This is a genomic window from Streptomyces sp. AM6-12 (genome assembly GCF_044327085.1).
Classification (GTDB): domain Bacteria; phylum Actinomycetota; class Actinomycetes; order Streptomycetales; family Streptomycetaceae; genus Streptomyces.
This window is the reverse complement of sequence record NZ_JBIQWN010000001.1, coordinates 1,187,810-1,201,617: the sequence shown is the minus strand read 5'-3', so window position 1 is coordinate 1,201,617 and position 13,808 is coordinate 1,187,810. Positions and strand designations below refer to the sequence as shown.

General features: G+C 75.2%; 14 protein-coding genes. 9 read left to right on the top strand and 5 right to left on the bottom strand.

What is annotated here, in order from left to right:
• Positions 1–449: 449 nt before the first annotated feature.
• The 3 genes from ACE4Q9_RS05420 (at position 450) to ACE4Q9_RS05410 (ending at position 3,801) form a co-directional block, all read left to right on the top strand.
• The gene (locus ACE4Q9_RS05420) at positions 450–1,235 is read left to right on the top strand and encodes a hypothetical protein (RefSeq protein ID WP_397983071.1); all 786 of its coding nucleotides are present in this window, start codon (positions 450–452) and stop codon (positions 1,233–1,235) included.
• Positions 1,236–1,468: 233 nt separating this feature from the next.
• Entirely contained in the window at positions 1,469–2,725 is a 1,257-nt protein-coding gene (locus ACE4Q9_RS05415) for an aminotransferase class I/II-fold pyridoxal phosphate-dependent enzyme (RefSeq protein ID WP_397983070.1), read from the top strand.
• The gene (locus ACE4Q9_RS05410; RefSeq protein ID WP_397983069.1) at positions 2,722–3,801 is read left to right on the top strand and encodes an MBL fold metallo-hydrolase; all 1,080 of its coding nucleotides are present in this window, start codon (positions 2,722–2,724) and stop codon (positions 3,799–3,801) included. Before ACE4Q9_RS05415 ends, ACE4Q9_RS05410 begins: the two co-directional genes overlap by 4 nt.
• A gap of 57 nt (positions 3,802–3,858) precedes the next feature.
• Here the strand turns inward: ACE4Q9_RS05410 and ACE4Q9_RS05405 are convergent, their stop codons facing one another.
• Complete coding sequence (locus tag ACE4Q9_RS05405; protein ID WP_397987130.1) at positions 3,859–4,467, bottom strand: DedA family protein; 609 nt, start codon at positions 4,465–4,467, stop codon at positions 3,859–3,861.
• Positions 4,468–4,487: 20 nt separating this feature from the next.
• A complete protein-coding gene (locus tag ACE4Q9_RS05400) occupies positions 4,488–5,261 on the bottom strand; it encodes an MBL fold metallo-hydrolase (protein ID WP_397987129.1) in 774 nt (257 codons plus the stop codon).
• A gap of 85 nt (positions 5,262–5,346) precedes the next feature.
• Here ACE4Q9_RS05400 and ACE4Q9_RS05395 point away from each other — a divergent pair, with 85 nt between their 5' ends.
• The 3 genes from ACE4Q9_RS05395 to ACE4Q9_RS05385 all read left to right on the top strand — a co-directional run bounded on the left by ACE4Q9_RS05395 (position 5,347) and on the right by ACE4Q9_RS05385 (position 8,588).
• Complete coding sequence (locus ACE4Q9_RS05395) at positions 5,347–5,778, top strand: hypothetical protein (RefSeq protein WP_397983068.1); 432 nt, start codon at positions 5,347–5,349, stop codon at positions 5,776–5,778.
• Between the two features lie 154 nt (positions 5,779–5,932).
• Positions 5,933–8,050 carry an alkaline phosphatase family protein gene (locus ACE4Q9_RS05390; RefSeq protein WP_397983067.1) on the top strand — a complete coding sequence of 706 codons (2,118 nt, stop codon included), beginning with the start codon at positions 5,933–5,935 and terminating at the stop codon, positions 8,048–8,050.
• A gap of 112 nt (positions 8,051–8,162) precedes the next feature.
• Entirely contained in the window at positions 8,163–8,588 is a 426-nt protein-coding gene (locus ACE4Q9_RS05385; protein ID WP_397983066.1) for an OsmC family protein, read from the top strand.
• A gap of 184 nt (positions 8,589–8,772) precedes the next feature.
• Here ACE4Q9_RS05385 and ACE4Q9_RS05380 read toward each other — a convergent pair whose 3' ends face one another.
• Both ACE4Q9_RS05380 and ACE4Q9_RS05375 read right to left on the bottom strand, forming a co-directional pair.
• Positions 8,773–9,636: a helix-turn-helix domain-containing protein gene (locus ACE4Q9_RS05380; protein ID WP_397983065.1), complete on the bottom strand. Its 864-nt coding sequence runs from the start codon at positions 9,634–9,636 to the stop codon at positions 8,773–8,775.
• Between the two features lie 119 nt (positions 9,637–9,755).
• Positions 9,756–10,583 carry a helix-turn-helix domain-containing protein gene (locus ACE4Q9_RS05375; protein ID WP_397983064.1) on the bottom strand — a complete coding sequence of 276 codons (828 nt, stop codon included), beginning with the start codon at positions 10,581–10,583 and terminating at the stop codon, positions 9,756–9,758.
• A 180-nt stretch (positions 10,584–10,763) separates the two neighbouring features.
• Here ACE4Q9_RS05375 and ACE4Q9_RS05370 point away from each other — a divergent pair, with 180 nt between their 5' ends.
• Positions 10,764–11,069: a 4a-hydroxytetrahydrobiopterin dehydratase gene (locus ACE4Q9_RS05370; RefSeq protein WP_397983063.1), complete on the top strand. Its 306-nt coding sequence runs from the start codon at positions 10,764–10,766 to the stop codon at positions 11,067–11,069.
• A 5-nt stretch (positions 11,070–11,074) separates the two neighbouring features.
• Positions 11,075–11,815 carry a methyltransferase domain-containing protein gene (locus tag ACE4Q9_RS05365; RefSeq protein WP_397983062.1) on the top strand — a complete coding sequence of 247 codons (741 nt, stop codon included), beginning with the start codon at positions 11,075–11,077 and terminating at the stop codon, positions 11,813–11,815.
• 72 nt (positions 11,816–11,887) lie between these two features.
• On the opposite strand, the gene ACE4Q9_RS05360 is transcribed toward ACE4Q9_RS05365, so the two are convergent.
• Positions 11,888–12,688 carry a phytanoyl-CoA dioxygenase family protein gene (locus ACE4Q9_RS05360; RefSeq protein WP_397983061.1) on the bottom strand — a complete coding sequence of 267 codons (801 nt, stop codon included), beginning with the start codon at positions 12,686–12,688 and terminating at the stop codon, positions 11,888–11,890.
• 113 nt (positions 12,689–12,801) lie between these two features.
• Here ACE4Q9_RS05360 and ACE4Q9_RS05355 point away from each other — a divergent pair, with 113 nt between their 5' ends.
• On the top strand, positions 12,802–13,734 hold the full coding sequence (locus ACE4Q9_RS05355) for a class I SAM-dependent methyltransferase (RefSeq protein ID WP_397983060.1): 933 nt from the start codon (positions 12,802–12,804) through the stop codon (positions 13,732–13,734).
• Positions 13,735–13,808 lie beyond the last annotated feature (74 nt).

Genomic DNA, 13,808 nt, shown 5'->3' with positions numbered 1-13,808 from the left:
GACCTCCCGGTGGGGTTGCGGAGCGGACGATCCGGTCAGCGTTGACCGAGTCTCCGGTGGGCAGACCGGAAAACCTCTCGGGGCCGGTGACTCCGGCGCGAGGCCCCATTCGCGCCACACCGTCACCCGGCTGGCCGTCCGCGTCCCGCGAATGGGGCCCGGCCGCGCGCGCCGGGGCGTGCGGCGGGCTGTGATGGCTGAGGAGGCAGGAGTACGAGTACCACGCCGGGCGCCGGTCGGCGCGGGTGTCGTACCACCGGCCCCGCCGCCTGTATGACCACGCCGCCCACGCGACACGCCGCCCGCACGACCACGCCCGTGACCCCGCTCGTACGACTGTCAGCCCATCCGCCCGTCAGCCACCTTCCCGCCCACCGGCCGCCATCCACTTCCCGCCGCCCGTCCGTCGTCCTTCTCGCAGTCCGCCGCAGCTCCCGAGGAGCCCCTCCATGCGCCGTACCGCCCGCGCCCTGCCCGTCGCCCTCGCCGCCGGCGCCGCGTTCGCCCTGACCGGTCCCGTCGCCCTCGCCGCGGCGGCCACCCCCGGCGCGGGGTCCGCGACCTGCGCCCCCACGAACGCCCCCGAGCCCCGGATGCCGGGCGCCAGCCGGGCGCCCGCACCCGCGCCGGACCCGGACACGGGAGGCGCCGCGGGCCGCGTGCCCGGACCCACGTCCCGCGCGAGCGGGGGCCCCGACACCCGCGCGAGCGGCGGCCCCGGCACACCGTGCGCCGGGACCGGGACCGGCAGCCAGTGCCGGGCGGGGGAGAGCTGTACCGGTGACGCGCGCCAGTGCGCCGGCGCCAGAAGCGGGTCCTGCGCCGACGACGACCACGCGTGCGACGGCGCACGCTCCGGCGCCTGCGCGGACTCTGACGACGACTCCTGCCGCGAACCCCGCACCTCCTCCAGGGACTCCGACGGCACCGACGACTCCTCCCGCTCCCACGACTCCCGCGACACCTACGACGACGGCGGCGGCGACGACCGCAACGGCGACACGGGCTGGAGCCCCGGAGAGGGCGACGACGAGGGCGACGGGGGTGACGGCTGCGCCGCGGGCGGCACCGGCAGCGGACACGGTGTCGCCGCCGGCGCGGGCGGCACCTTCGGCGACTCGGTCCCCGCCCTGGCCGCCGGCGCGGCCCTGATCGCCGCCGCCTGCGCGGGCGCCGGCTACCGGATCCACGGCCGTGTCCGCGACGGCGCGGGGGAGCGGCCCATGGGCATGTGACCCGCACAACTCCCGCGCCGGCCATGGAGTTACGCCCAGCGGGTACACAGCATCCCGAGGGAGACCACCCGACCCACCAGACACCAGAACACCGGAACAGCGGAACACCGGAACCACCCACCGTTCGCCGCGCCCTCGGCACCGTCCGGCGCGGGGCGGGACGCGACCCCCGGGCGGCACACCGGACGGCCCGGCCCAGGGCGGGCGGCACCACGGACTGCGCGGAGGCGGACATGCGGCGGACGGACCCCGAGGGCCACGGCCCGGTCCGCTACGGCCCCCCGCTGCCCGGCGACGGCCTGCCCGTGCTCCCCGAACTGACCGCCGTGGTCGCCGCCGCCGCGGGCCGCGCCGACGCCCCGCCCGTGGGCGGCGCCCCCGCCCTGCTGGAGTCGGCCTGCGGCTACTGGACCCGGCGCGCGCTGCCCTGCCTCCCCGACCAGATCGCCGCCGGACCCGGCGCCCCCGCGCTGCTCCTCGCCCTCACCGCCGCGCTCGCCGGAGACGGCGCCGACATCCTCGTACCCCGCCCCTGCGCCGCCTGGTGGGCCCCCTACGCCCGCGTCCTGGGCCGTCCCGTCTTTCATGTGCCGACGCCCGCCGAGAGCGGGGGCGTGCCCGACCCCTACGCGCTGCTGGAGACCGTGCGCCGGGTCCGCGCCGAGGGCGGCGACCCCCGGCTGCTGGTGCTGTCCGTCGCCGACGACCCCACCGCCACCGTCGCCCCGCCCGAACTGCTGCACGAGACCGTGGAGGCAGCCACCGCCGAGGGCCTGCACCTGGTGAGCGACGAGACCTGGCGCGACACCGTGCACGCGCCGCACGACACCGTCCTGCTCAGCCCCGCCGAGATGCGGCCCGACCGGGTCACCGTCGTCACCGACCTGGCCGGGGCCCTGCTGCCGCCCGGCTGGCCCGCCGCCGTCGCCCGCTTCCCCGCCGGTGACAGCGGACGGCGCCTGCACGCACGGGTCCTGGACATCCTCACCGCGCTCGGCGCCCGCCTCGCCGCCCCCGTCGCCGCGGCCGCGTGCTACGCCCTCGACGAACCCCCGCCGGTCACCGAACGCCGCGCGGCCACGGTACGGCTGCACGCCCGCCTGGCCGCCGCCGCGCACGCCGAGGTCACCGCCGCCGGCGCCGTCGCCCGCCCCCCGCAGGCCGGCCGCCACCTCTACGCCGACCTGAGTCCCTTCCGCGAGGCCCTCGCTGCCCAAGGAGTGGGTGACGCACAGGAGTTGGAGGACTTCCTCACCGCGGCGACCGGCATGCCGGCGCCCGGCGGCCACCGCTTCGGCGACGACCTGGCGGCGCCGCGCGTACGACTGGGCACCGGGCCGCTGCTGGCCGGCACGGACGAGGAACGCGCACAAGCCCTCACCTCACCCGCGCCCTGGGAATTGCCCTGTGTGCAAAGCTCGTTGATCTCCTTGAGGTCGGTCCTCGACGATCTCCGCGACGACGCCCAGCGACGGGAGCCCCCTCGATGACGCAGCAGACGCATGAGCCCGGATCGACCCCGCCGTCCGACACCTCACCCACGGCTCCTGTGACCTCGACGGCGACCGCCCCGCCCGCCCCCGGCACACCCCCCTTCCCGCCGCTGGCCGAACCCCGCCCGCTGGGCGAACGCCGGGTGTGGCCGCGCACGTTCCACGACCGGCTCACCGCGCCCCTGCCCGGCCTCAAGGCCCTCGCCCGCTTCGCCCGCGAGGGCGCCGTACGCCCCGACGCCCAGGGCCTCGCCGGCATCTCCCGGCTGCCGTACGCGCCCGCCCCGCTGCCCCGCGCGGGCACCGGCACCCTCGCCGTCACCTGGGCGGGGCACGCGAGCTGGATCGTCCAGGTGGGCGGTCTGACCGTGCTCACCGACCCGGTCTGGTCACGCCGCATCCTCGGCACCCCGGCCCGCATCACCCCCGTCGGAGTGCCCTGGGACCGGCTGCCCCGCGTCGACGCGGTCGTCATCAGCCACAACCACTACGACCACCTGGACGCCCCCACCCTGCGCCGACTCCCGCGCGACACGCCGGTGTTCGCCCCGGCCGGGCTCGGCCGCTGGTTCCGGCGCCGCGAGTTCACCCGCGTCACCGAGCTGGACTGGTGGGAGGGCGCCGAACTGGCGGGCGTGCGCTTCGACTTCGTGCCCGCCCACCACTGGTCCAAGCGCACCCTGACCGACACCTGCCACAGCCTGTGGGGCGGCTGGGTCCTCACCGCACCCGGGGGCCCGCGCCTCTACTTCGCCGGCGACACCGGCTACGGCCACTGGTTCTCCCGCATCGGCCGCCGCTACCCCGGCATCGACCTCGCGCTGATGCCCATCGGCGCCTACGACCCCCGCTGGTGGCTCAGTGATGTCCACTGCGACCCCGAGGAAGCCGTCCAGGCCACCCTCGACCTGGGCGCCCGCCGCATGGCCCCGATGCACTGGGCCACCTTCATCCTCTCGGCGGAACCGGTCCTCGAACCACTGACCCGTGTACAGACCGCCTGGCAAAAGGCGGGCCTGCCCAGAGAAGACCTGTGGGACATGCCGATCGGATCGTCGAGAACCCTCGACTGAAACGCCCCGGACAAGGGGCGCGGGAGGCTGTCCGGACCTCACGCGACCGGTGCGGCGCTACCGGAACCGCCGCACCACACCCGGCACCGCGCTGACCATCACCGTCAGCACCACCGCCACCACCACACCCTCCCACGGCTGGGGAAACAGCGAACCGCCCACGATCCCGATCACCTGGTACGTCGCCGCCCACGCCAGACACGCCGCCACATTCCCCCGCGCGAACCGCCGCAGCCGCCACTCCGCCATCAGACACGCCAGCATCACCGGGATCCGCCCGGCCGGCACCAGCCGGGACAGCACCAGCACCGCCACCCCGTGCTCCGCAAGCTTCCCCCATGCCTGCGCCAGCCGCTCCTCGGGCGCCCGCGACCGTATCGCCGCCAGCCACCGCGACCCGCCCCGCGACCGCATCCCCCGCCACCCCAGCCAGTACAGCGCCGCGTCCCCGAGAAAGGCCGCGAGCGACGCCGTGACGAACACCAGCGCCAGCCCGAACGGCGCCGTCTGGTGGAACGCCACCACCGCCGCCGAACTCACCAGCGCCCCCGTCGGCACCACCGGCACCAGCGCGCCGATCAGCACCAGCAGGAACAACGACGGGTAGCCGAGCGCCTGCTGGGTCGTCTCCGGCGGCACCGCCGACGTCGCCGCTGCGGCCAGCACCGCGGCGGCGGACAGCCGGCTCACCGGGCGGCCGCCGGCCGGACGCGCTCCCCGTGCCCCAGCTTGTGCACCGCCACCTTCGGGGCGGCCAGGGCGGCCAGTCGTACGAACTCGTCGCCCGGCGCGTGGAATTCGTGCGGGCGCACCGCGTCCATGCCGATCGGCCAGTACGTCCCGTAGTGCACCGGCACCGCTGCCTGCGGCGCCAGCCGCTCCAGCGCCCGGGCCGCCCGGCCCGCGTCCAGGTGGCCTTCCCCGAGGAACGGCCCCCAGCCGCCCACCGGCAGCAGCGCCACCTCCACCGGCCCCACCCAGTCGGCCATCGCGTCGAACAGCCCGGTGTCGCCCGCGAAGTAGGTCCGCGCCTCGCCCTCGACGACGAAGCCCAGCGCGGGCGTGCGGTGCGGACCCACCGGCAGCCGCCGCCCGTCGTGCCGTGCGGGCACCACCCGCACCAGCAGGTCGCCGACGCGTATCTCGTCCCCCGGCACCACCTCGGTGACGCGGAGGTGTCGCAGCCGGCGCACGCCGGGCACCACCCGGAGTGCGCCTCGGGGCACAAGCAGGCGCGTGCCCGGATCGAGCGCCCCCAGGGAGGGCAGATGCAGATGGTCGGCGTGCAGATGGGAGACGAGCACCACGTCGGCGCGCCGGGCCTCGGCGGAGGGCAGCGGGCCCCGCCGGCGCCGCAGATGCGCGAGGCGCCGTGCGAACAGGGGATCGGTGAGCACCCGTATGTTCGAATCCTCGATCGTGCAGGTGGCATGACCCCACCAGGTGATCTCCACCGGCACCTTCTTCGCCTCCTTCACGCGCCTGTCCGAAGCCTACGTGCAGGAGTAGGGTCGGCGGCGAAAACCGGAGGTGAGGGGGGAGGCCATGGGACAACCACGGGGCGCCTCCGGCGCGCGCACACCGGCACGGGTCATCGCCATCGCCAGCCTGACCCCCCTGGAGGAACTCGACGCCGACCCCTTCCTGGTCGACAGCCGCACCCAGCACGCCATGTGCGCCCGCTGGGCCCACGAGCACGGCTACGTCGTCGCACGGGAACTGCTCGTCGGCGGGCTCCGCTTCGACCACCGCGCGCTGTGGGACGGCGTACGCCCCGGCGTGGACGTGTTCGTCGCGCCCAGCCTGCGGGTCCTGCGCCGGGCCCTGTCCTCCGTGGAGGAGTTCACCGCCGAGTGCGCCCGGCGCGGGGTTCGGGTGGTCACGGTGGGCCGCGCGGAGCCGTCGTACGACGCGCAGATGAAGGCCCGAGTGCACCGCCGGCTGTCCATGCCGACCGCCGGGTACGACGGACGGTGAGCCCACCGGCACCACGCGCCGTGAGCCCGCCGTCACTCCTTCGAGTGGATTCCGGCCGGTATGACAAGGTGGAGGGCGGCTCGGTCGCCGCGGTGCGCCGGGACGGTGGCCTCGCCGCGCGGCGGGGGAGGGTCGAGGCGGAGGAAGCGCGGGCGTGCGGGGCGTAGCGTGGCGGCGGATCACCGGTGGGACCGGATGGCGGCGGATCGCCCGTCAGATCGGGCGCAGCGTCGCCGTATGGGCGGTCTCCACGCTCACCATGCTGGTCCTCGCGCTGCTCCTGCCCGACTTCCGGCTCCAGTCCGCCGACGGTGACAGCGCCACCCGGATCGCCCTCACCGCCGCCCTCGGCGCGGGCGCGTTCGGCGTCCTGTCCGCCGTGGTGTGGCCGCTGCTCGTCCGGCTGCTGCTGCTCGTCCCCGCCCTCGTCCTCGGCCTGCTGGTCTTCTTCCTCAACGGCTCCCTGCTGCCGCTCGCCCTGCGCCTGAACCCCACCGGCCGGGGCGCGGTCGCGCCGGAGACCGCCGTCATCGTGGCCGCGGTCATGTCGGCCGTCGCCTCGGCCACCGGCGGCGCGCTCGCCGTGCGCGACGACGAGGCGTACCGGCGCCGGCTGCACCGCCTCGCCACCCGCCGCCGGAGAACCGACCCGCCCTGCCCGGCCACCCCCGGAGTGGTCTTCCTGCAGCTCGACGGTGTCGGCCACGACGTGCTGACCGCGGCCGTGGAGCAGGGGCTGATGCCCACGGTCGCCCGCTGGCTGGCGGCGGACGACCCGCCCCCGGCGGCCCGCCCGACCCACCGCCTCACCCCCTGGCACACCGACTGGTCCAGCCAGACCGGCGCCAGCCAGCTCGGCATCCTGCACGGCAGCACGTACGACGTGCCGGCCTTCCGCTGGTACGAGAAGGACCGCGGGGAGGTGATGGTCTGCAACCGGCCGACGAGCGCCGCCGAACTCCAGCGCCGCGCCATCGCCCGCACCGGCGGCGGCGGACTGCTCACCGAGGACGGCGCCAGCCGCGGCAACCTCTTCAGCGGCGGCGCCGGCGAACAGGCCCTGGTGCTGTCCATAGCGGCCCGCCGCCGGGGCCGGGAGAACCGTTCCCGCGCCGGGTACTTCGCCTACTTCTCCGACCCGGCCAACGCCGTGCGCACCGCCCTGTCCTTCCTCGCCGAGGTGGCCCGCGAGATCGGCGAGTCCACCCGTGCCCGGATCCGCCGCCGGCGCCCCCGCGTCTCCCGCGGCGGGCTCTACCCGCTGGTCCGTGCCTTCGCCACCGTCGTGGAACGGGACGTCGTCGTCGCCGCGGTGATGGGCGACATGCTCGCCGGACGCACCGCCGTCTACGCCGACCTGGTCGCCTACGACGAGGTGGCTCACCACTCCGGACCGCACAGCCGCGACGCCGCGAAGGTGCTCACCCGCCTCGACCGCTGCCTCGCCCTGCTCGCCCGAGTCGCCGAGCACGCCCCGCGCCCGTACCGCCTCGTGGTCCTCTCCGACCACGGGCAGAGCCCCGGCGAGACCTTCCACGCCCGCTACGGCCTCACCCTCGCCGACCTGGTACGGGCCGGCTGCGGACTGCACGTGCCGCGCCGCGCCGAGCGCACCCACAGCGGCACCGAGGCGCGGGCCGCCGTACGCGCCGCGCTGCGCCGGCCCGTGGAGGAGGGCGAGCGGCACCGGCCCGCCCGCCGCCGCGAACCCATCGTGCTGGCCTCCGGCAACCTCGGCCTCGTCTCCTTCCCGGACGTGCGCCACCGCATGACCAAGGAGGAGATCGAGGCCCGCCACCCCGCCCTGCTCACCACCCTCGCCAACCACCCCGGCATCGGCTTCCTGCTGGTGGCGAGCGAGACGCACGACGGCGTGCTGCTCGGCCCCGGCGGCACCGAGATCCCGCTGGCCGACCTCGACCGCGACCCCGGACCGCTGGCCGGCTTCGGGCCCGGCGCCGTCGAGGCGGTGCGCCGCACCCACTCCTTCCCGCACACCGCCGACATCATGGTGAACTCGGCGTACGACCCCGCCGACGGCGAGGTGCTCGCCTTCGAGGAGCAGATCGGCTCCCACGGCGGGCTCGGCGGCGCCCAGTCCCGCCCGTTCGTGCTCTCCCCGCTGGAGCTGTCCGCGCCGGTCGTGCCGGGGGAGCGGCTGACCGGGGCCGAGCAGGTGCACCGGGTGCTGCGCCGCTGGCTCGGCGAGCTCTCCGGGCCCGGGGTTCCGCTCACCGGGGCCGCCGTGGAGGAGGACGAGCGGGCCGCCTGACGACGCGTCCCACGGGGTGCCGCCGAACCCCCGCCCGCGCCGCCCGGATGTGATCGGATAGGGATCCCGGACACCCGGCAACGGAACCGCATTCCTCGCGAAAGGAACCATCGTGGCCACCACGCGCACCGCGCACACCGAATGGGAAGGCAACCTTCTCGACGGCAAGGGCCTCGTCACCCTCGACTCCTCCGGCATCGGCGCGTACCCGGTGTCCTGGCCCTCGCGCGCCGAGCAGGCGAACGGCAGGACCAGCCCCGAGGAGCTGATCGCCGCCGCCCACTCCAGCTGCTTCTCCATGGCCCTCGCCCACGGCCTGACCGGCGCCGGCACCCCGCCCACCAAGCTGGAGACCAAGGCCGACGTCACCTTCCAGCCCGGCACCGGCATCACCGGCATCCACCTCACCGTGACCGGCACCGTGCCCGGCCTGGACGAGCAGGGCTTCCGGTCCGCCGCCGAGGACGCCAAGAAGAACTGCCCGGTCAGCCAGGCGCTCACCGGCACGACCATCACCCTGACCGCCGAACTGGCCTGAGCCGGACCGGCGTCGGCCGACACGGGTGCCGTGTTCCCTCGCGGGGCGCGGCACTTCGGCGTCGTACGACGGAGAGCGGGGCGCGGCACCTGGAAGTCGTACGACGGAGAGCCGGGCGTGGGCCCGCGCCCCCGGGAACCAGCGCCGCCCCGCACCGCTCGGAACCGGCGCCGGCCCGCGTCCCTCAGAACCGCGCCCGGTACTCCCGCAGGATCTTCCGCGTGCGCCGCGCCGAGGCGGCCCGCGCCGTCATATGGTCCAGCACCTCCAGATGCGTGGCGACCTCCCGCCGCGCGTCCAGATACAGGGCGCCGGTCAGATACTCGGTGAACACCATGTCCGGCAACTCCGGCTCGGCGAACCGGAACAGCGTGAACGGCGCGTACGTCCCCGGATGCGGGCCCGCCGCGAACTCCGCGATCTGGAGCGTGATCCGGTCCTGCTCGGCGCACTCCACGAGCCGGTCCAGCTGGTCCCGCATCACCTCGGGGGACGCGCTCACCGGGCGCCGCAGCACCGTCTCGTCCATGATCACCCACAGGTGCGGGGGATCCGCGCGCTCCAGCAGCCGCTGCCGCTCCATCCGCAGCGCCACATGCCGCTCCACCGACTCCGGCGAGCTCTGCCCGATCGTCCCCGCCTCCAGCACCGCCCGCGCGTACGCCTCGGTCTGGAGCAGTCCCGGCACGAAGTGCGGCTCGTAGGAGCGGATGATCCGGGCGGCGCCCTCCAGACTGACGTAGAGGCTGAACCAGTCCGGCAGCACATCGTGGAACCGCTGCCACCAGCCCGGCTGGTTGGCCTCCTCGGCCAGCCGTACGAACGCGGCCGCCTCATCCCGCGCCACCCCGTACGTGTCCAGGAGCACCTGCAAGTACGGTATCTTCAGCGCGACTTCGGCCGTCTCCATGCGCCGTACGGTCGCCGCCGCGACCCGCAGCACCCCGGCGGCCTCCTCCCGGCTGAGGCCCGCCGCCTCCCTCAGCTCCTGCAACCGCTTGCCGAGCACCACCTGCCCCACGGTGGGTGCGGCCCGCCGCTCACTCACGCCACGCCCTCCCCTGCCGTGCCGCCCTGGCGCGCAGCAGTCTGTCACGCGCGGCCCGCTCGCACAGCGGATCGAACGCACTAAAGGATCACAGGTTCGTCAACCCGCGAGCGGGCCCGTCAACCCGCCAGGTTCTGGAGGTACTTGGCGGTCGCCGGGTCGGCCGGCAGGAAGGTCTCGATGGCGAGCTCGGCGACGGTGACGTCCATCGGCGTGTTGAACGTGGAGATGGAGGACACGAACGACAGGATCCGGCCCTCGTGTTCGACCCGCATCGGCAGCGCGAAGTACGGCACCGGCTCGTCCGGATCCTCGCCCGGAGCGTCCTCGGGCACCGGGTACGCCGTCACCTCCTCGTACAGCGCGCGGAGTTGGTCCGAGCGGTGCAGCGCGAGCTGGCGCTCCATCTGCGCCACCAGATGCCCGCGCCACTCCCGCAGGTTGCGGATCCGCGGGGCGAGGCCTTCGGGATGCAGGGTCAGCCGCATCGCGTTCGGCGGCTGGAGCAGCTTCTCCGGGATGCCGTCCAGCAGCATCGTGATGCCCCGGTTGGCGGCCACCACCGTGTACCCGGCGTCCACCACCAGCGCGGGGTAGGGCTCGTAGCCCTGGATCAGCCGCTCCATGCCCTCGCGCAGGGCGTCCAGGGCGGGGTCGTCCAGCGGGGTCTCCGGGTAGCGCGGGGCGTAACCGGCGGCCAGCAGCAGGGCGTTGCGCTCCCGCACGGGCACGTCCAGATGCTCGGCGAGCCGCAGAACCATCTCCTCGCTGGGCCGGGACCTGCCGGTCTCCACGAAACTGATGTGCCGGGCGGAGGAGTCGGCGCGCAGGGCCAGCTCGAGCTGGGAGATGCGGCGCCGCTCCCGCCAGGCACGCAGCAGCGGGCCCACCCCCTTGGTGCCGGGGGCGGCGGTGGACACGGAAGCTTCGGTGGCGACCATGGTCATACCCCGACCCTAGACGAGAAGCGCGCACCGCAACGACCTCGCGGACGCGGACGCGCCAGGTCAGGCCGGAATCGGCGGTGCGCCAGCCGGTACCGGCCCCGCGGACGCGTCGTCGGGCCGCCCCGGTCCCGCGCGTGGCAGGCTGGGAGGAGATCCGCCCCACCCGAAGGGAGCCGCGCCATGGCCGCCGTACCGCTGTCGCCGCAGGAGATCGAGGACCGGGTCGCCGGGCTCCCCGGCTGGTCCGCGGACGGCGACCGGCTCACCCGCACCTACCGGTTCGCCTCGCACTTCGCCGCGGCCGCCCTGGTCATGCACATCGCCCGCGTCCAGGACGAGCTGGACCACCACTCCGACTGCACCCTCGGCTACCACTCCGTCGACCTGACTATCACCACCCACAGCGCCGGCGGCACCCTCACCGAGAAGGACTTCGCTCTCGCCCGCAGGGTGGAGGACATCGCACCGGGTCACGGCGCACACTGAGCGCTGTGCTCGATTACGACAAGGAAGCCCGTGACTACGACGCCCTACGCGGCGGCGAGGAGCGCGCCGAAGCCGCCGCGGTCGCCGTCCTCGACCTGATACCGGACCGCCCCGGCCGCCTTCTCGACCTGGCCTGCGGCACCGGCATCGTCACCCGCAGGCTCGCCGCGGCCCGCCCCGCGACCCGCGTGACCGGCGCGGACCTCGCGGACGGCATGATCCGCCGGGCCGCCTCCCGGCTGCCCGGCGCGCTCGTGCGGGCCGACAGCCGCCGACTGCCCTTCCCCGGCGCCACCTTCGACGCCGTCGTCAGCGTCTGGCTGCTGCACCTGCTGCCCGACCCCGGCGACCTGGACGCCGTCCTCGCCGAGTGCGCCCGCGTCCTGCGGCCCGGCGGGGTGTACGTCACGACGGTCGACAAGGCCGCCGCGCACGACGTGGGCAGCGACATCGACGCCGCCCTCGCCGGCCGGCCCGTCCGCCCCGCCGCGGACGCCGCCGGCCTCGTCACCGCGCACGCCGCCCGGCACGGGCTCGCCCTCGCCGGGCACTCCTCCTTCCCCGGCGTCGGCCAGGGCCGCAGCCCCCGCAGCACCATCGCCGACCTGCACCGGGGCTGGTTCAGCCAGCTCCCGCCCGGCGACCCCCGCCGCGAGACGTACGCCGCCCGGCTGGCCGCCCTCCCCGACCAGAACCGCCGCCGCCCGGACCCGACCTTCTCCCTGCGCGCCTTCCGCAAACAGTGAGGGGTCCCGGCGGACGCGGGGGCCGGGATGCGAGGGCCGGCTAGTGGCCGAGGCTCCGGCGGGCCGGTTCGGTCAGTGGCCGAGGCCCCGGCGGATGGCCGTCTCCACGGGGGAGTACGAGCCGTCCGGCCGCTCCAGTTCGTACGGCACCGCGGGCTCCAGCGGCGGCTGGGCCATGAACCGCGGCCGGGTGCCGTGGTGCGGCTGCGCCGCGTGCACCAGGAACGGATGGCACAGATAGACATCGCCGGGGCGCCCGGTGGCCAGGGCGAGCGGCCGGTGCGCGCTCGCCGTCTCCAGCTCCGGCGCGATCTCCAACCCCGAGACACCCGCCTCGCCGTACGGTTCGAGGATCCGCGGCACGTCCAGATGCGAACCGACCCTGATCCGCGTCGGCGCGTCCTCCTCGCCCACCTCGCTGAACAGGAACAGCATCAGCAACGCCCGGTCCCGCGAGCGCAGATTGGTGTGGAACCAGGTCGCGCCCTCGGGCAGATAGCTGCCCTCGATGTGCCAGCCGGCGTCGCCCGGTTCCTCGGCGTGCGGGAAGCGCAGCGGGAACGTGCCGAGCGAGTACCGCGGCAGCCACCGCCGTTCACCCACCAAGAGGTCGAAGGCCTCATGCAGCGCGGGGGAGTTGGCGGCGGCCGCGAAAGGCCCCTGCGCCAGACCGCCGATCCGCACCACCGGTTCCTTCCAGGTGCCGGGGTCTTCCGGGTCGTACCCCGTCTCCCGCCACAGCAGTCGCGCGCAGTCCTCCGCGGTCCGGGGCGCGACCGCGCCCTCGATCTTCACGAATCCGTCGGCGAGGAAGCGCCCCACCATGTCGTTGCCCATCAGGTCATGGTGGACGAGGGGGCGGCGGGCGGGCATCCGGTTTCTTTCCGGCGGTCTCCCGCCACGGATTTGCCGGGTCGGCAACGTAGCTGGCCTTCGCCCGGTGTGCCGTCGCACCCTGACGGCACCCGCAAGAAAGGCTGACCACCATGGCGCACGACCACGACGGCAACCACACCCACGGCCAGGCGCAGGGACACGAACAGGGCCACGGCCACCAGCACGGCCACGGGCACGGCTCGGACCTCGACTGGAACGCGATGGCTCCCCACCTGGAAGCCCAGGCCGAGTTGTTCGCTCCCCTGTACCGGCAGGCCCTGTCCTGGCTCGCGAGCGAGGCCGCCGAGCCGGGGCTGATCGTGGACGCGGGCAGCGGACCCGGCGTCCTGTCCTGCCTGTTCGCCGAGGCGTTCCCCGGCGCGCGGGTCGTCGCCGTGGACGGCACCGCGCCGCTCCTCGACCGGGCCCGCGCCCGCGCCGACCGCCTGAGTCTCGCCGACCGCGTCGACACCCTCGCCGGTGAACTCCCGGACGTACTGGACGAGTTGCCGAAGCCAGCCGATCTGCTGTGGGCCAGCCGCAGCCTGCACCACCTCGGCGACCAGCGGTCCGCGCTCACCGCGTTCGGGCAGCGGCTCGCCCCCGGCGGCACCCTGGCCCTGCTCGAAGGCGGCCTGCCCTCCCGCTTCCTGCCCCGCGACCTCGGCATCGGCCGCCCCGGACTCCAGGCACGGCTGGACGCGCTGGAGGAGGACTGGTTCGCGCGGATGCGCGCCGACCTCCCCGGTGCCGTCGCCGAGACCGAGGACTGGCCGGCCCTGCTGACCGCCGCGGGCCTGAAGCACACCGGCACCCGCAGCTTCCTGCTCGACCTGCCCGCCCCCGCCGACGACCGGACCCGCGCCTACGCCGCCGCCCACCTCGGCCGGCTGCGCGAGGGCTTCGGTGACGCCCTCGTCGCCGAGGACCGCGACACCCTCGACCGGCTCCTGGACCCGGCCGACCCCGCGAGCGTCCACCGGCGGCCGGACGTGTTCCTGCTGGCCGCCCACACCGTGTACACGGCCGTCCGCCCGTCCTGACCCCTCCCGCGCCCGGCGGCACTCGACTTCGAGAGCGCTTCAAATGGCGAACTCCCCCTCCGCCCAGCGGCACT

What these genes read in the sequence shown, in the direction of transcription:
- ACE4Q9_RS05420 (WP_397983071.1), top strand. Translation starts at nt 450, where the DNA reads ATGCGCCGTACCGCCCGCGCCCTGCCCGTCGCCCTCGCCGCCGGCGCC.
- ACE4Q9_RS05415 (WP_397983070.1), top strand. Translation starts at nt 1,469, where the DNA reads ATGCGGCGGACGGACCCCGAGGGCCACGGCCCGGTCCGCTACGGCCCC.
- ACE4Q9_RS05410 (WP_397983069.1), top strand. Translation starts at nt 2,722, where the DNA reads ATGACGCAGCAGACGCATGAGCCCGGATCGACCCCGCCGTCCGACACC.
- ACE4Q9_RS05395 (WP_397983068.1), top strand. Translation starts at nt 5,347, where the DNA reads ATGGGACAACCACGGGGCGCCTCCGGCGCGCGCACACCGGCACGGGTC.
- ACE4Q9_RS05375 (WP_397983064.1), bottom strand. Translation starts at nt 10,583, where the DNA reads ATGACCATGGTCGCCACCGAAGCTTCCGTGTCCACCGCCGCCCCCGGC.
- ACE4Q9_RS05370 (WP_397983063.1), top strand. Translation starts at nt 10,764, where the DNA reads ATGGCCGCCGTACCGCTGTCGCCGCAGGAGATCGAGGACCGGGTCGCC.
- ACE4Q9_RS05360 (WP_397983061.1), bottom strand. Translation starts at nt 12,688, where the DNA reads ATGCCCGCCCGCCGCCCCCTCGTCCACCATGACCTGATGGGCAACGAC.
- ACE4Q9_RS05355 (WP_397983060.1), top strand. Translation starts at nt 12,802, where the DNA reads ATGGCGCACGACCACGACGGCAACCACACCCACGGCCAGGCGCAGGGA.